The sequence below is a fragment of the Salinigranum salinum genome (assembly GCF_009176545.1).
In the GTDB taxonomy this organism is placed as follows: domain Archaea; phylum Halobacteriota; class Halobacteria; order Halobacteriales; family Haloferacaceae; genus Salinigranum; species Salinigranum salinum.
The window spans coordinates 245,370-259,671 of sequence record NZ_VTOJ01000002.1 but is presented as its reverse complement, the minus strand read 5'-3'; the positions used below and the strand labels follow the sequence as shown (position 1 = coordinate 259,671).

Genomic DNA, 14,302 nt, shown 5'->3' with positions numbered 1-14,302 from the left:
TTCGTAACGAAATTGTGATCTCCCTATATTACTCATTCAAAAATATTAGGCCCAAAGTTTTTGTCATTCGCGCATCGACTCGGGGTATGGCATCGGACGGAACTCGCTCGCCGCTGGAACGGCTCAGAGCGTACTACGACCACGAAGAGCGCACGTGCCCCGCGTGTGGCTACGAGGACGAGGAGGGCGTGTGGGAGAGCGAGACGAACGGACGCCAGGTTCACTACTACCACGAGTGCCCCCGTTGCGGGGCGGTTCGAGACCATACGCTGGACGTCCTCGCGGAGTGAGCCGAGCGCGTGTGTCGCAGTGCTGTCGGAAACCACCGCCTTGGACGTGGCGAGCGAACACGAACCGCACGATTCCCTCAGACCCATGACCGACGCTGACTCATCGGACGACGACACGCAGCGACTGATCGACCGAGTACGCGAGGAACTCGACGCCCGATCGGACGTCGAACGGTTCGAGGTCCGGTTCGCGGCAGATATCGGCGTCGTGGCGACCGTCGAGGGAGCGGCCGGAACCGAACACTACCACGTCACGCTCGAACCACACCCGGAAGGGGAGACAAAACTCCACTGGGCCACCCTCGGAGAGGAGCCCGACGGCTGAACCATCCGTCTGGGGCGACTCCGGAGTCGTCGACTCCCGGCGTCGACGAGATCCCCTCTGTCACCCGGTCGCCTCGCGGTGTCGAAAACGAAGCCGTCGTTCCCCTCCGGCGCTCCCGAGTGCCGCTACGCCGTCGGAAGCGGGTCGGCGAGGTCGACCTCCCCGGCGTCGAGTTCGGCCTCGACCTCGCGGGTCGCGGTCACCATGTTCTCCATCTTGCCGTAGGCGATCTCCCGTGGGAGGAGTTTGAGCCCGCAGTCGGGCGAGATGGTGAGCTTCTCCGGCGGGACCACCTTCAGCCCCTGCTTGACGTTCCGTTTGATCTCTGCGACCGACTCCACCTCGGCGGTGTGCGCGTCGACGACGCCGAGCGCGAGGTCCGGCTCGAACTCGGGGTCGGTGAAGACGTCGATCTGCTCGAAGCCGCCGTTGCAGAGTTCGACGTCGAACTCGTCGATCGGGAAGTCGTTCACTTCGGGGTAGATCCGCGAGTAGTCGCCGTAACACACGTGCAGGCCGACCCTGACGTCGGGATCGATGTCGTCGACGATTCTGTCCAGGCACTCGCCGACGATGGCGTGGTCGTCGGGCGTCGTCGCCAGCGCGGGTTCGTCGATCTGGACGTACCGCGCGCCCGCGTCGACGAGCTTCTCGACCTCGCGGTTGACGAGGTCGGCGAGGTCGTACGCGAGGTCCGCCTCCGTGGGGTAGGCCTCGTTGAACGACCACGACGCGAGGGTGTACGGCCCCGTGATGGGCACTTTCACGGGTCGGGAGGCGGCGTCACGGGTGAACTCGAACTCGTCGACGAGCCACGGCTCGTCGTACGCGACCTCGTCGACGACCGAGGGCTTGTCGAAGTAGTTGTGTCCCCACACCTTCACCGGCCCGTGGAACTCGTAGCCGTCGATGCGGTGGGCGAAGAACTCCACCATCTCGTTGCGGCGCATCTCGCCGTCGACCACCGTGTCGAGGCCGGCGCGTTCGTGCTCGTCGACGATGACGCGGCAGGCGTCGTCGTGCGCCTCGTGGAGGTGTTCGTCGGTGAACTTCGACTCGTCGTCCTCGACGAGGTCGGCGGCGCGGTTGAGCCACTTCGGCTTCGGGTACGACCCCACCACGGACGTGAGGATGAAGTGCTCGTTCTCGTGGCCCGCGGGCCGGAACTGCTCGCGGGTGTCGACGCCGGGGGTCCGGTGGCCCGTCATGCCTCCACCTCCGGGGTCGTGGCGGCGGCCAGCGTACCCAGTTTCTCGCGGTACTTCGAGACGGGGAGGTAGAACAGCTCGGTGTTCGACGTCAGGTACACCGTGTCGAACTCCTGGGCAGGCACCTGCTCCGTGAACCAGTCGACGCGCTCGCGGATCGTCTCGGCGGACTCGACCCGCGTGTTCTGTCCGTCGACCAGGCCGAGTGCGACGTCGGACGTCGTCCCGTACTCCGTGACGTTGTACAGCGTCTCGTCGCGGTCGCCGGCGACGAGGTCGAAGCCGAGCGCTTCTACCTCCGAATCCATCAGGTGGGCGTACGTCTTCTCGTCGAGCGCGCCCCAGTAGCTGTGGACGACCACGTCGGCGTCCGTCTCGGTCGCGACCGTGGAGATCGCCTCGGGCACGCGCTCCGCGAGGTCGTCGTCCGGCGGCGACTCGACCAGAGAGGGTTCTAAGAGGAACAGCGTCTCGTGGTCGGGGAACGCCGCCACCTCGCCGGCGAGGAACTCCGAGACGCCGGCGAGGAGCTCCTCGTCGCTCCCGTAATGCTCGTCCGTCGCGAGGTCGGCCAGCGAGTAGGGCCCGGGCAGGACCGCCTGGAGCGGCCCCTCAGTGAGCTCCGTGGCCGCGTCGAGTTCCCGCGCGACGTCTCCCGAGAAGTCGAGTTCGCCCCGGATCTGTGGATCGCGGTAGAAGTTGTTGTTGTCGTAGTACCGCACGATGCCGCCCGTCTCGACGCTGTCGTGGACTGTCAGCGGGTGCGCGAGCATGTCGTCCCACCGGAGCTGTCCCTCGACGACGCGGTCGAGTCCGGCGTCGTGCTGGTCGTCGACGGCCTCGCTCCGGGCGCGGTCGTACGCGGCCACGATCTCCTCCCCCTCGTCGCCGCTGATGAGGTCACCTTTCTGGTGGCCCTTCAGGTCGGACAGTTCGCCCTTCGCCCAGTCGGGCAGGGGGAACAGCCCGGGTGTCGTCGCTACGAGTTCAGTCATCACCGGCCCTTTGAAATGCCGACGCTTAATATTTGCTAAACCGAAATATTACTCTGAGGAATCAAAACGCAGTGAGACGACCGTCAGTACCTCGAACGGGTACGACTCCTCGACGGCCTTCTCCGCGCGGAACCCACGGTCGCGGGCGTGCGCCAGCACCTCGTCGTAGCCCGTGAGACTGCTGACCAGCAACAGCACCCGGCCGTCGGGCGCGAGCACGCGGCCGACCGTGTCGAGGAAGGGGTCGATGACCGCCCGGCCGGACTCCCCGCCCGACAGGGCACGCTCCATCCAGTCGTCCCACTCGTTGTCGGGATCGGTGGGGAGGTACGGTGGGTTGAACAGGACGACGTCGAAGCTCCCGTCCGCGAACGGCGAGACGAGGTCGGCGGCGACCACCGCGAACCCCCCCTCGCCGTCGCGTTCGAGCGCCCGCGAGCGTTCGCGCGCCTGCCGGCAGGCGTGGGGGTTGAGATCCGTGGCGACCACGTCGGCGGCGACCTCGGTCGCGACCTGCGCGGCGACCCAGCCCGACCCCGTGCCGACGTCGAGCACCCGCTCTCCGTCGGAGACGGCGTCGACGGCGGCCCGCGCGAGGAGCGCCGAGTCCTCAGCGGGCTGGTACACCGACGTCTCGACGCCGCGCCGTGCGGCGAGGTCGTCGCGGCTCATGAGCCGTCGCCTCCGGCCGTGTCGCCTCCCCTCTCGCGCTCGGCGTCGTCTCGATCGGCGTCCCGGTCCGCGTCACCCTGTCTCCCGTCGCGGTCCTGTCCACCGTCGGGCTCGGGCGTCGGGGCATCGACGTCGCCTGCGAGCGTCTGTCCCTCCGCGAGGACGAACCCGCCGGTCTCCTCGCGACCAGTGAGCTCGCGCTGGGGGAACGGGATCTTCACGTCCTCGCGCTCGAACGCCTCCTTGACCGCGCTCACGACGGCCGTTCGCGTCCGCCACTTGCGCCGGGCGCTCGGGTTGTCGATCCAGACGCGCACGCCCAGGAGCACCGCCGAGTCGACGAACTCCTTGACCACGACCTGCGGCGTCGGTACCCGCATCACGGCGTCGACCTGCTTCACGGCGTCGCGGGCCACCTCGGCCGCGTGGGTCGGGTCCGCGTCGTAGTCGACCCCGACGTCGACCTCGATCCGTAGGCGACCCTTCCGCGAACGGTTGACGACGCTCTCCGAGGAGACGACGTCGTTCGGGACCATCACGTACTCGCCGTCGAACGTCTGCATCCGGGTGGTGACGATGGTGATGTCGGTGACGATCCCCTCGTGGTCGCCGATCTCGACCCAGTCGCCGATCTCGAACGGCCGGGAGAACATGAGGACGAACCCCGCCAGCAGGGCCCCGAGCGTCTGTCGGGCGGCGAGACCGACGACGATGCCGAGAAAGCCCGCCCCGACGAGGAGCCCGCCGAGGTCGACGCCCCAGAGCCCGCCGAGGATGATCGTCCCCGCGATCGCGTAGAGACTCACCTGCGAGAGCCGGTAGATGATCTCGCGCTGGTGTTCCGTGATGGCACGGCGACTGTCGGAGAGCTCTCTCGTTACCCGGCCGACCAGATCGGTCATGCCGTAGGCGGTCGCGACGATCACCAGCGCGAGCACGACGTTGACCACGGTCCCCGGCCCGAGGCGGTACGCGGCGAAGACGTCGAGGAGCGGTCCCGTGAGTCCCCACACGGCGATGACGAGCAGTCCACCGCCGACCGTCACGAGGACGCTCGCCGCCGAGAGTCCGAGGTGACGCCACGTCCCAGGCATCACGTCGATCTCGTGTTCGTGCAGCGCGTCGATCAGCCGCCACGTCCCCATCACGGCGAGGATCGTCGCGAGCGTGACGACGAGCTTCGCGGGGAGCGAGGAGACGAGCGCGTCGATGCCGCTGACCTGGAGCATCAGCGGTACTCTGCGGCGAGGTCGGCCAGTTCGGCGAACTCCCGGGGCAGGAGGTCGCCGGGTCGCTTCGAGAGCAGGTCCTCGGGTGCCGCCTCGACGACCGCCGCGCCGTCGGCGACGCCCGAGATGTGCGTCGTGTTCCGGATGGCGTTGCGGACCGTCTTCCGTCGCTGCGTGAACAGCGCCTTCACGAAGTCGAGGAAGAACGCCTCGTCGTCGACCGCGTAGTCGGGCTCGCGAGGTGTGGTCCGGACGACCGCGCTCTGAACCGCGGGCGCGGGATCGAACGCCTCGCGGGGGACTCGCTCGACGATCTCGACGTCGGCGTAGTGCTGGGCTCCGACGGAGAGCCGCCCGTACTCGCTCGTCCCGGCCGCGGCCGCCATCCGCTCGGCGAACTCCAGCTGGAACATCAACACCAGCGGTCTCCCCCGTGGGAGGAGGCGGAACGCGATCTCCGAGGAGATCCCGTACGGGAGGTTCGAGACGGACGCGGTGAAGTCGGGGAGGTCGACGGCGAGCGCGTCGCCCTCGACGATCGTCAGCCGACCGGCGTCGACCGCCGACGCGAACTCCTCGCGGAGGAACGCCGCGAGAGAGGGGTCGCGCTCGACGACCGTCACCCGCTCGCCGACCGCGAGCAGGCGGTCGGTGAGCGCCCCGGTGCCGCCACCGACCTCGAGCAGGTGTCCCGTGTCGGCGTCGTCCGGCAGATACGTCGGTACGCGGTCGAGCACCCGGTCGTCGACGAGGAAGTGCTGGTCGCGGTCGGGGTCGCCGCGTACGCCCGCCCGACGGATGAGGCCGTCGGGGTCGCGGCGGCCGGTCGCGTCCGTGGTCATTACTCGTGACTGGGTCTGCGCGAGCCTAAAACCTGTTCGTTGCCACCGCGAACGGCTCGCACCCCGAACCATCCGCACCCCACTCCGTCGTTCGTCGCCGGCTACTCCTCGCGGTCCCGCCGGACGAACACCTTGTACTTGAGGTCGTCGTCGCGGAGTTCGGACATGATCCGTTCGGCGAGGATGTCCTTCGGGTTGTGGAGGCCCGAGATCCGGTCTTCGAGGTCCTCGAAGCTCTCGAACGGTCCTCGTTTGCGCTGGTCGAGGATGTTGTTCCGGAGCTTCTTCCCGATCCCGGGGAGGAGATTCAGCTGGTGGAGGCGGATCGTGATCGGCTGTGCGTCGTTGTAGAAGTCGACGAACCGGCCCTCGTGCTCGGAGAGGATCTCGTCGACGACGTACTCGAGCTCGGACAGCGCCGTGTTCGACAGGGCGTCGTACTCGACGTCGCGTACCTCCTCGACGAGGTCGCGGTCGGCGGCCGGCTCGACGACGACGCGGTCGCCGATGCTCACGTCGGCGTCGTCGTCGAGCCGAAGTTCGACCAGGCGGAAGTTCTCCTCGCCGAGTGCGTACCCGAGCGGCGATTTCTTGTACCGGGGGCGGTCGTCGTCGGCCCGGCCGTGCGGGAGCACGTCGAGAACGACGGCGAAGTCCGGTTCGCGCTCCGTCGTCTCGGTGTCACCAGCGTCGCCGCTCTCGCTCGTGGTCATACAGGGTTATATGCTGACAGGTGATTTAAAACGTTGGCACGGACGTCGGCTCTCGGGCCTCGAAACAGCTGTCGAACTCACAACGGGCGACGGGACGCGACGGTTCGAGCCGCCGACTCAGGCGTACTTGGCGACGATGTTGAGGATCTCGTCGAGTTCGTCGCCGGAGAGGGTGTAGCGCTGCTGGGCGTAGAGCGCCCGGAGTTCGTCGCGTGACTGCGGGAGCAGGTCGGCGATCTTGAACGCGGTCTTCTCGTCGACTGCCTCGAGTTCGGCGAGTTCCTCGGCCAGCGCACGTGACTCCTCGGGGTCGAGGAAGGCGAAGCGGTTGACGTGTTCGATGGCGCGGGCCAGTTCGTACCGGACCTCCCGTTCCTCGTCGGCCGCGCGTTCGGCCTCGACCTCCTCGAGGAGTGCCTTCACCTCCGCGGTCGTCAGGTACTCCTCGTCGAGCTTCTCTTTGAAGATCGTCATCTACTGCTGGGCGCGAAGGTGGGCGGGCCGGGCGATGAGCGTCTTCGTCTTCCCGCCGTCCGTGATCTCGATCTTGAACGAGCGGCCCTGCGTGCCGACCACTTCGCCCGTGTGTCCGTTGAACCGGGGGTGGAAGCGACCCTTCCGCACACTGGGGTCGATCCTCAGGTGGACTTTCTGCCCCACTTCGTACTCCTGGATGGCACGCTGCGGCGGCGAGGTCCCGCGCTCTCGGGGTTTGTTCTTCAGTTTGTTCCGCGTCCCCTTCATCGGACCGTTGGAACTCGGCATAGTCGTGCGAGTCTGTACTTGCGACGCAGGTATAAAACGCACGTTCCCGTCCGCGTGCGTCAGGTCGACGCATACGTCCGGACGGTCGCGTCCACGGTGCCTCCGTGTCGACGACCGCGCCAGACCCCGGACGGCACGATCCCTGCCGGACTTCGGCGGTGCCGTTCACGACGCCGCCGTCACCACACCCGCCGCCTCGTCGACTCTCTCGGCCACCACACGATCGTTCTCGTCCCGCGCCAACCGTGGCAAAGCATATCAGCCTCGGAGCGCGACTGTTCTCGTATGAGTCAGGAGGCTCCAGCGGTCACGGACGTCCCCCATCCGTCGGAAGGGGACGCGGGGACGGCGGACGAACCGGCGAGCGCTCACGACGCCGGGGCCGACGCCGACGTCGACGCGGTCGCTGCAGACGCCGGTCCCGGCGCGAGCGAGGGTGGCTTCGCGGTCCGCTTCGGCAGCGGCTTCGCCATCGGCATGCTCGCCGGCGGACTGGTCGGCGTGGGGCTCAACTCTCTCCCGCTGGCAATGTTCGGCGGGTTCATCCTCGGAACGCTCGTCGGTACCGTCCTCGCCGTCCGCGGGTAACCGGCGAACGACCGCTGAATACGTCCGCGAACACGTCTACGAACACACCGCGGAGCACGGCATAGAGGCCACGGCCGACCCAGCCGTGGCTCGCCGGTCGTCTCGTGCGGCTCGAACGAAGTGTCGTCTCGGGTGAGCGGCGGCGTCAGATCCGACCGACGTTCTCGACGGAGACGCTCTCGACGCCGTCGACGCCCGTGAACGACTCCTCGACCGCCTCGGTCCCGCCGGCGTCGTCGGGGACGATGACGGTCGGCAGCAGGGCGACCAGCCCGAACGCGACGTTGTCGCGCTCGAAGCCGTTGATCTTCGCTCCCTCGGGCAGCGACTCCTCGAGACGCTCCTGCAGCGCGTCGAGGTCGATATCGGGGCTGTTCGGCATGACCTTGATCTTGGCGGCGACTTTTCCCATGGTAGTGTCAGGGTCCGGTGAACCCGCAGTCGGGGCACTCGTAGAGGTTGCTCTGCTTGCGGCACTTCGCACAGCGGGAGATCTCGTGGCCACAGTCCGGGCACTTGAACGTCGCGGCGCTCATGCCCGAGATGTTGATGCCACAGGACACGCACTGGCGGGCGTGTCGTCGCTCCGGCTCGCTCTCGCTCATACTCACACGAACCCGTCCGCCACGTTTAACGGTTGTTCTTTCGCCTCATGGCGCCGTCCTCAGCCGACGACGAGCGGGACCGCGAGCACGCCCATGAGGTGGACCCGACGGACGCCGAGCCGGACGGGGAGGAGACCGACCAGTCCCGCGACCACGAGGATGACCGCGCCCGCAGCCCCCGCGAAGAGCACCGAGAGGAGGCCGAGCAGCGCGCAGGCGAGGAGGCTCGTGGTGAGCGGGTCGATCCGTCCCACGAGCCGGAGGTACCGATCACCGAGCACCGGGACGAACACCGCCGCGACGACCCCCGCGATCACGGTCGCCGCGAGGAGCGTCGCAAGCGGTGGTGTGCCGACCTCCTGCAGCGCGACCGTCACGCCGGTCCGGGGTGCGTCCAGCGCGACCAGCGAGAACAGCGCGAAGACGGCCGTGGCGGTGTTCGCCCCGCTCGTCGCCACGAGGTACGTGCGATCGGGGTCGCGCTCGCCCCGCCCCGCGCTCGCGACCGGCAACGAGAGCGTCGCGGCGACGCCCGCGGAGACGCCGGGGACGTACCCCACCAGCCCGCCGCCGGCGACCCCGGCGAGTGCGGCGCGCCCCACCGTCCTGGGAGCCGCGGTGATCGTCGCGTCGTCCTGCGGCGGGACCCCGTCGCCGCGGGCCGCGTCGACCAGCACTGGGACGCCGAACAGGCCGGCGAACAGCGGCGTGAGCACTCCCCCGACCGCGAGAACGCCGTCGAACGGTCTGTCGAGCGTGGCGAGACCGAGCAGTCCGGACAGGCCGACGAGGACGCCAGCCGCGACGATCCGTCTCGGTCGTCGTTCGGCGAGGGCCAACAGTCCGAACACGGCCACGAGCAAGACCGGTAGGAGCGCGTAGAGCGCCGCCTGCCACTGGCGGACGAGTGCCGTCAGCGGCACTGCCACGGGGAGCGCGACGACGAGCGCACCGGCGCTCCCGAGCGCCGACAGCCGGAGCGCCTCGCGGCCGCGCCCGCCCAGCACCAGCCTGTGTCCCGGCAGCGCCCCGGCGGCCATCGCCGGGTCGGGAACGCCCAGCGCCAGCGTCGGGACCACGTCGAGGAACGTGTGCGTCACGCCCGCCGCGAGCACTGCGCTCGCGACGCCCGCAGGCGGCCCGGGGACACCCGGCGCGACGGCGGCGAGAAAGAGCGCGAAGGCGTTGGCGTGTACCCCCGGAACGAGTCCGGAGACGGTTCCCAGCGCGACACCACAGAAGGTGAACACGAGGAGCGTGCCCGCTCGGCCGACGGGTGGGCTGGCGAACAACGCGTCTCCGGGCATCGCGGAGAGGTGGCCGCCTCCCCACTCATAAAATCACGCCCGTCGGGAACCCCTCACGCTCGCTGGGTTCGACTGTCAATCGGTGGTGTTCGAGACCAGTCGGGTGGTGTTCGAGACGACGCGTGCGCGTCCACACCGAAACTCGGTCCTCGGTCGAGGCAGGCTCCGTCAGTTCCCCGCCGCGGCGTAGCTCACGACTGTCGACACCCGGTTCGTGGGCCTCGCGTTCCGCCTCGTTCGCTCGTTCCCTGTCAGACCGGGGCCGTCTCACGGCGGGCGAAGCCGCCGCTCGTCGTCCGGCGTTTCGAAAGAACGTGATGGGAGTCGTGAACGCGAACGAGTGTGGCCGCGTTCAGCCGAAGAGTTCGCCGAGGCCCTCGCCGCCGGCGTCGTCGTCTTCGTCTTCCTCGTCTTCCTCGGCGGCTTCGGCTTCCTCGGCCTCGTCGCCGTCGTCCTCGTCCTCGTCGTCGCCACCGTCGCCGCCGGCGGCGGCCCCACCGGCCGCGGCGGGCGCGGCGGCGGCCGTCTCGATGGCCTCCTCGATGTCGACGTCCTCGAGCGCGGCGACGAGCGCCTTCACGCGGGACTGCTCGACGTCGACGCCGGCGGCCTCGAGCACCGCCGTGATGTTGTCCTCGTTGATCTCTTCGCCCGATTCGTTCAGGGTGAGTGCTGCGTAAACGTATTCCATTGGTGTGTACCTCGTGTTCTCGTTATCCGAACATCGCACCGAGACCGTCCGCGCCGTCGTCGTCGTCGTCGTCGACGTCTTCGTCGGCCTCGGCCTCGGCGTCCGCCTCCGTATCCGCGTCGTCTTCGTCTTCGTCAGTCGATTCGTCGGGTTCGGCCGCCGGTTCGGGGGCGGCCGCACCGCGCAGCTCCTCCGGGAGCGCCTCCTCGTCGTCGACGAGCGCCGCGAGCGCCCGCAACTGCGAGTCGGCGCGCCGGATCAGGTCCGGCATGAGCTCCTCGTCCTCGATGGCGGCCTGTAGCCCCACCGATTTGGCCTCGCCGGCGGCCTTCGCCAGGAGCGTGCCGACCGTTCTCGACGTGGGGTACGCCGCGTTGACCGAGAGGTTCCGCCCGGCGGCGGCCGCGCTCTCGATGTCGGCGCGGTACTCGTCGACGTCGATGGCGAGCTCGTCCGGCTCGAACAGGACGCCCTCGGAGAACACCGCACGGAGGTCGAGGCCGACCTCCTTCGGCTCGATGCCGAGTTCGGAGAGGACGTTCGCCAGCTCGGCGGAGACGACCTCGCCCTCCTCCAGCACCGTAGAGTCCTCGGTCACGTGGATCGAGCCGTCCATGATGCGCGCGGCGGCGCCGACCTGCTGGAGTTCGCCGACGAACGGTCCGGGGTCGACCCCCGTGTCACCTTCGGGGATGACGATCTCGTTCGGGGCGACCTCGCCCGCGTTGATCGGCGCTGGCGTCTTCGACGCCTCCAGCTCCTTGAACAGGCCGAACGGGTTGTCGTCCGTCCCGATGAGCGCCACCTCGCCGGCGAGGTAGTCGCTCAGCGTCTCGAGGCCGTCGTCGACCTCGGCCAGCGCGCGCTCCATCAGCGTGTTGCGAGACATCCGCACGGCGGCCGTGCCGTGGAGGTCCCGGCGCATGTTCTGGAGCTGTCGCGAGGGGATGCCCGTCACGCGGACCACCCCGACGGACTGGTAGGAGTCGACGAACTCGACGAGCTCGTCGACCTCTTCGCGCTTCCACTGCGGGATGGTCTCGGTCTTGCGCGCTTCGGAGCTCATGCGGGCACCTCCACGGACGGCCCCATCGTCGTCTTGACGTAGATGCCGTCGATGTTGAGTGGTCCCTTCTCGAGGTTCGCCTCGAGCCGTCGGATGATGACGTCGATGTTCTCCGCGATCTCGTCGGCGGACATGTCCTGTGCACCCACGCGGGTGTGGAACGTCCGTCGGTCACGAGAGCGCAGTTGCACCGTGTTCTTCATCCGGTTGACGGTCTCGACGACGTCGTCGTCGGGCTGCAGCGGCGTCGGCATCTTGCCGCGCGGCCCGAGGACGGTCCCGAGGTACCGGCCAATATCTTGCATCATCGACGCCTCGGCAACGAAGAAGTCCGTCTCGTTGGCGAGGTCCTTCGCGGCGTCGGAGTCGTCACCGAGCTCTTCGAGGTCGTCCCCCGAGAGCACCTGGTCGGCGACGTCTTCGGCGCGCAGCGCCGTCTCGCCGGACGCGAACACCACGATCGTGGTGTCCTGTCCGGTCCCGGCAGGGAGGACGACGCTCTCGTCGACGCGGTTCGCTGGATCGTTGAGGTCTAGGTCGCGCAGGTTGATGGCGAGGTCCACGGTCTCGCGGAAGTTGCGAGGCGGGGCCTCATCCAGTGCGCGTGAGACTGCTTCGACTATCGTGTCTGCCATTATTCACCTCCGTAGTACGCAGGATGCTGCTCCTACGGGTCAGTGACACAGGCGGTGCCTGTCTCATCGGAACGACGTGGATGCGAGACTTAAACCCGTCGAAGCGGAAGCGCACGAAACCGTCGATTTCGGGGGTTTCGGGCGTGATAGCCAGTCTCAATGCCACCCGGATATCCAATTCGATATTCGGCAGGGTCGGTGATGACGAGCGATACTTTATAATCGATGATCGACGATACCCCACCCGCGAGTGTCAGACTCCCAACTGGCGAGGGCGGATTTCGTCGGCGGACGGGGGTGACTCACTCCTGCACCCACCACGACCATGAACGAAGAAACACACGACATCGTGATCGTCGGTTGCGGGATGGCCGGGCTCGCGGCGGCGCTCCGTGCCACCGAGCTGGGGAAGTCGGTCTGCGTCCTCGAGAAGTCCCCGGAGAAACACCGTGGCGGCCACACACGGTTCACCGAATCGTTCCGCATCCCGACCGCGGAGATCGACCTCGACGTCGAGTTCGACGTCGACGACTACTCCGCGTCGGACTTTTATCTGGACATCATGAAGGTGACCAACTACCGCGCCGACGAGGACCGTGCCGAGCGCGTCGCCAACCGCTCGGCGGAGACGTTCGAGTGGTTGACCGGCCACGGGATCGACTGGGAGTACCAGGCGCCTCACTCCGGCTACACGGCCGGCCGCGTGTGGCTCCACGGCGAGGACTTCGTCGACGAACTCGTCGGGATCCTCGACGACAGGGACGCGACGATCCACTACAAGACGGAGGCGCGCGAGATCGTCCGAGACGACACGGGCGTCGTCACGGGCGTGGAAGCCCGCGTCGACGGTGTACTGACCCGCTTCACCGGCGAGGCGGTCGTCCTCGCCGCGGGCGACTACGGCTCCAGCACCGAAAAGCGGACGCGCTACTACGGCCCGGGGTACGGCAACATGAAGGTCCGGGGAAGCCGGTACAACACGGGCGAGGCGGTCGAGGCGACGGTCGACGTCGGTGCGAAGACGGACGGCGAGTGGGGCGACGCGCACATGGCTATCATCGACACCGGCTCCCCCGACGTCGAGGGGGGCATCACCCGTATCGACGGCTACCAGTACGGCGTCATCGTCAACCACGACGGCGAACGGTTCGTCGACGAGGGGGAGGACTCCCGGGCACAGACGTACGCCAAGTTCGGCCGGCGCATCTTCGAGCAGCCGTACCACGAGGCGTTCATCGTCGTCGACAGCACGGTCGTCGACGAGGTCGCGCACATGGGGCCGTCCAGACCCATCACGGGCGACTCGATCCGCTCGCTCGCACAGCGGCTCGACATCGAGAACGTCGACGCGACCGTCGAGACGATCGAGGCGTTCAACGCGGCCTGTGACCCCGGCGAGTTCGACCCGAACCGGCTCGACGGGAACCGCACGACAGGTATCGATCCTCGGAAGTCGAACTGGGCGCTCCCTCTCGACGACCCGCCGTACACCGGCTACCCGGTGACCGGCGGGATGACGTTCGGCTTCGGCGGCGTCGCGATCAGCCCCGACGCCGAGGTGCTCGACACCCGCGACGAGCCGATCCCCCGCCTGTACGCCGCCGGCAACAGCACTGGTGGGCTCTTCTACAACAACTACCCGGGTGGAACCGGGCTGACCAACGCGGCCGTCTACGGCAAGATCGCGGCCGAAACCGCCGTTCGGGACATCGAGTCGTAGCCAGCGAGCGGAGACCGCCGGGAGGCGCTCCGTTCGACTCCGCCGCCGCGACGCCTCTTACCGACCCGTTCGACCAGCGAGCCCGAGCCGGTCTCACGCGAGCGTCGGCTACGGAGCGGTCACTCGGCGTCGGTCCGGACCTCGACGCCGCGGATCTCGTCGGGGTCGAGCCACCAGCCCTGGAGTTCCGATACGGGTGCGGCGCGCTCGTACTCCGAGGAGAACCACTCGTTCTCGTCGAGCGCGTCCAGTAACACTGCCCAGTCGCGACCGCGCTCCGTCTGTCGGTCGGGCCTGTCGTCGATCTCCGACACTAGGTCCTCGCCACCGAGGTCCTCGCGTCGCCTGACTGCGCGGACGGGACCCGTCACGGCGACCGACTGCCAGTCGTACGTGTCCCTGACGTCCGTCACGAGCAGACGCGCCATCGCCCCATCCTCGATGAAGTCGAACTTCGTGTTCGGCGGGCTGGCCCTGACGAACGCGAAGAAGACGCGCTCGCCGTCGTATCCGAACGAGATTGGAACGCTGTACGGTTCGCCGTCCCTGGCGAGCGAGAGTACGCCCCACCCGGCCGAGTTCAGCAGTTCGTCGACGTCGCTCTCGTTCATCTCTGTCCCCTTCCACTGTCCGAACGGCTCTGTCGTCATA

19 protein-coding genes are annotated in these 14,302 nt (G+C 68.1%); 4 read left to right on the top strand and 15 right to left on the bottom strand.

The window, feature by feature from the left end:
- Positions 1 to 86 precede the first annotated feature (86 nt).
- Entirely contained in the window at positions 87 to 290 is a 204-nt protein-coding gene (locus FZP69_RS12970; RefSeq protein WP_152041833.1) for an HVO_0649 family zinc finger protein, read from the top strand.
- An 85-nt stretch (positions 291 to 375) separates the two neighbouring features.
- Positions 376 to 615, top strand: a complete 240-nt coding sequence (locus FZP69_RS12965) for a hypothetical protein (RefSeq protein WP_152041832.1) — start codon at positions 376 to 378, stop codon at positions 613 to 615.
- Positions 616 to 740: 125 nt separating this feature from the next.
- Here the strand turns inward: FZP69_RS12965 and FZP69_RS12960 are convergent, their stop codons facing one another.
- The 8 genes from FZP69_RS12960 to FZP69_RS12925 all read right to left on the bottom strand — a co-directional run bounded on the left by FZP69_RS12960 (position 741) and on the right by FZP69_RS12925 (position 7,039).
- Positions 741 to 1,823 carry a methionine synthase gene (locus FZP69_RS12960; RefSeq protein WP_152041831.1) on the bottom strand — a complete coding sequence of 361 codons (1,083 nt, stop codon included), beginning with the start codon at positions 1,821 to 1,823 and terminating at the stop codon, positions 741 to 743.
- Positions 1,820 to 2,818 (bottom strand): 5-methyltetrahydropteroyltriglutamate--homocysteine methyltransferase, encoded by a 999-nt coding sequence (locus FZP69_RS12955; RefSeq protein WP_152041830.1) that lies wholly within the window; start codon positions 2,816 to 2,818, stop codon positions 1,820 to 1,822. Before FZP69_RS12955 ends, FZP69_RS12960 begins: the two co-directional genes overlap by 4 nt.
- A gap of 48 nt (positions 2,819 to 2,866) precedes the next feature.
- The gene (locus tag FZP69_RS12950) at positions 2,867 to 3,490 is read right to left on the bottom strand and encodes a HemK2/MTQ2 family protein methyltransferase (RefSeq protein ID WP_152041829.1); all 624 of its coding nucleotides are present in this window, start codon (positions 3,488 to 3,490) and stop codon (positions 2,867 to 2,869) included.
- Positions 3,487 to 4,719: a mechanosensitive ion channel family protein gene (locus FZP69_RS12945; RefSeq protein ID WP_152041828.1), complete on the bottom strand. Its 1,233-nt coding sequence runs from the start codon at positions 4,717 to 4,719 to the stop codon at positions 3,487 to 3,489. The genes FZP69_RS12950 and FZP69_RS12945 overlap by 4 nt, the downstream gene beginning before the upstream one ends.
- Complete coding sequence (locus FZP69_RS12940; RefSeq protein ID WP_152041827.1) at positions 4,719 to 5,561, bottom strand: 16S ribosomal RNA methyltransferase A; 843 nt, start codon at positions 5,559 to 5,561, stop codon at positions 4,719 to 4,721. Before FZP69_RS12940 ends, FZP69_RS12945 begins: the two co-directional genes overlap by 1 nt.
- A 101-nt stretch (positions 5,562 to 5,662) precedes the next feature.
- A complete protein-coding gene (locus FZP69_RS12935) occupies positions 5,663 to 6,274 on the bottom strand; it encodes a DUF655 domain-containing protein (protein ID WP_152041826.1) in 612 nt (203 codons plus the stop codon).
- Between the two features lie 117 nt (positions 6,275 to 6,391).
- Positions 6,392 to 6,748 carry an RNA polymerase Rpb4 family protein gene (locus FZP69_RS12930; RefSeq protein WP_152041825.1) on the bottom strand — a complete coding sequence of 119 codons (357 nt, stop codon included), beginning with the start codon at positions 6,746 to 6,748 and terminating at the stop codon, positions 6,392 to 6,394.
- Positions 6,749 to 7,039 (bottom strand): 50S ribosomal protein L21e, encoded by a 291-nt coding sequence (locus tag FZP69_RS12925; RefSeq protein ID WP_152041824.1) that lies wholly within the window; start codon positions 7,037 to 7,039, stop codon positions 6,749 to 6,751.
- 285 nt (positions 7,040 to 7,324) lie between these two features.
- On the opposite strand from FZP69_RS12925, the gene FZP69_RS12920 reads away from it, so the two are divergent.
- Entirely contained in the window at positions 7,325 to 7,627 is a 303-nt protein-coding gene (locus FZP69_RS12920) for a hypothetical protein (protein ID WP_152041823.1), read from the top strand.
- A 145-nt stretch (positions 7,628 to 7,772) separates the two neighbouring features.
- Here the strand turns inward: FZP69_RS12920 and FZP69_RS12915 are convergent, their stop codons facing one another.
- From FZP69_RS12915 to FZP69_RS12890, 6 genes are all read right to left on the bottom strand, one after another.
- Positions 7,773 to 8,039: an elongation factor 1-beta gene (locus tag FZP69_RS12915; protein WP_136590157.1), complete on the bottom strand. Its 267-nt coding sequence runs from the start codon at positions 8,037 to 8,039 to the stop codon at positions 7,773 to 7,775.
- Between the two features lie 7 nt (positions 8,040 to 8,046).
- Complete coding sequence (locus FZP69_RS12910; RefSeq protein WP_152041822.1) at positions 8,047 to 8,232, bottom strand: HVO_2753 family zinc finger protein; 186 nt, start codon at positions 8,230 to 8,232, stop codon at positions 8,047 to 8,049.
- A 59-nt stretch (positions 8,233 to 8,291) separates the two neighbouring features.
- Positions 8,292 to 9,539, bottom strand: a complete 1,248-nt coding sequence (locus FZP69_RS12905) for a tripartite tricarboxylate transporter permease (RefSeq protein ID WP_152041821.1) — start codon at positions 9,537 to 9,539, stop codon at positions 8,292 to 8,294.
- Between the two features lie 352 nt (positions 9,540 to 9,891).
- Positions 9,892 to 10,230 (bottom strand): 50S ribosomal protein P1, encoded by a 339-nt coding sequence (gene rpl12p / locus FZP69_RS12900; RefSeq protein WP_152041820.1) that lies wholly within the window; start codon positions 10,228 to 10,230, stop codon positions 9,892 to 9,894.
- A gap of 22 nt (positions 10,231 to 10,252) precedes the next feature.
- Complete coding sequence (locus FZP69_RS12895) at positions 10,253 to 11,296, bottom strand: 50S ribosomal protein L10 (RefSeq protein WP_152041819.1); 1,044 nt, start codon at positions 11,294 to 11,296, stop codon at positions 10,253 to 10,255.
- A complete protein-coding gene (locus FZP69_RS12890; protein WP_152041818.1) occupies positions 11,293 to 11,931 on the bottom strand; it encodes a 50S ribosomal protein L1 in 639 nt (212 codons plus the stop codon). Before FZP69_RS12890 ends, FZP69_RS12895 begins: the two co-directional genes overlap by 4 nt.
- Before the next feature lie 325 nt (positions 11,932 to 12,256).
- On the opposite strand from FZP69_RS12890, the gene tcuA reads away from it, so the two are divergent.
- Positions 12,257 to 13,651 carry an FAD-dependent tricarballylate dehydrogenase TcuA gene (tcuA, locus tag FZP69_RS12885; protein WP_152041817.1) on the top strand — a complete coding sequence of 465 codons (1,395 nt, stop codon included), beginning with the start codon at positions 12,257 to 12,259 and terminating at the stop codon, positions 13,649 to 13,651.
- A gap of 119 nt (positions 13,652 to 13,770) precedes the next feature.
- Here tcuA and FZP69_RS12880 read toward each other — a convergent pair whose 3' ends face one another.
- Positions 13,771 to 14,301, bottom strand: coding sequence for a pyridoxamine 5'-phosphate oxidase family protein (locus FZP69_RS12880; RefSeq protein WP_152041816.1), 531 nt, complete (start codon positions 14,299 to 14,301; stop codon positions 13,771 to 13,773).
- Position 14,302 lies beyond the last annotated feature (1 nt).

Coding starts and splice junctions, on each gene's coding strand:
- FZP69_RS12950 (WP_152041829.1), bottom strand. CDS start 3,490: ATGAGCCGCGACGACCTCGCCGCACGGCGCGGCGTCGAGACGTCGGTG.
- FZP69_RS12920 (WP_152041823.1), top strand. CDS start 7,325: ATGAGTCAGGAGGCTCCAGCGGTCACGGACGTCCCCCATCCGTCGGAA.
- tcuA (WP_152041817.1), top strand. CDS start 12,257: ATGAACGAAGAAACACACGACATCGTGATCGTCGGTTGCGGGATGGCC.
- FZP69_RS12970 (WP_152041833.1), top strand. CDS start 87: ATGGCATCGGACGGAACTCGCTCGCCGCTGGAACGGCTCAGAGCGTAC.
- FZP69_RS12960 (WP_152041831.1), bottom strand. CDS start 1,823: ATGACGGGCCACCGGACCCCCGGCGTCGACACCCGCGAGCAGTTCCGG.
- rpl12p (WP_152041820.1), bottom strand. CDS start 10,230: ATGGAATACGTTTACGCAGCACTCACCCTGAACGAATCGGGCGAAGAG.
- FZP69_RS12965 (WP_152041832.1), top strand. CDS start 376: ATGACCGACGCTGACTCATCGGACGACGACACGCAGCGACTGATCGAC.
- FZP69_RS12905 (WP_152041821.1), bottom strand. CDS start 9,539: ATGCCCGGAGACGCGTTGTTCGCCAGCCCACCCGTCGGCCGAGCGGGC.
- FZP69_RS12890 (WP_152041818.1), bottom strand. CDS start 11,931: ATGGCAGACACGATAGTCGAAGCAGTCTCACGCGCACTGGATGAGGCC.
- FZP69_RS12880 (WP_152041816.1), bottom strand. CDS start 14,301: ATGACGACAGAGCCGTTCGGACAGTGGAAGGGGACAGAGATGAACGAG.
- FZP69_RS12930 (WP_152041825.1), bottom strand. CDS start 6,748: ATGACGATCTTCAAAGAGAAGCTCGACGAGGAGTACCTGACGACCGCG.
- FZP69_RS12895 (WP_152041819.1), bottom strand. CDS start 11,296: ATGAGCTCCGAAGCGCGCAAGACCGAGACCATCCCGCAGTGGAAGCGC.
- FZP69_RS12925 (WP_152041824.1), bottom strand. CDS start 7,039: ATGCCGAGTTCCAACGGTCCGATGAAGGGGACGCGGAACAAACTGAAG.
- FZP69_RS12935 (WP_152041826.1), bottom strand. CDS start 6,274: ATGACCACGAGCGAGAGCGGCGACGCTGGTGACACCGAGACGACGGAG.
- FZP69_RS12910 (WP_152041822.1), bottom strand. CDS start 8,232: ATGAGCGAGAGCGAGCCGGAGCGACGACACGCCCGCCAGTGCGTGTCC.
- FZP69_RS12940 (WP_152041827.1), bottom strand. CDS start 5,561: ATGACCACGGACGCGACCGGCCGCCGCGACCCCGACGGCCTCATCCGT.
- FZP69_RS12945 (WP_152041828.1), bottom strand. CDS start 4,719: ATGCTCCAGGTCAGCGGCATCGACGCGCTCGTCTCCTCGCTCCCCGCG.
- FZP69_RS12915 (WP_136590157.1), bottom strand. CDS start 8,039: ATGGGAAAAGTCGCCGCCAAGATCAAGGTCATGCCGAACAGCCCCGAT.
- FZP69_RS12955 (WP_152041830.1), bottom strand. CDS start 2,818: ATGACTGAACTCGTAGCGACGACACCCGGGCTGTTCCCCCTGCCCGAC.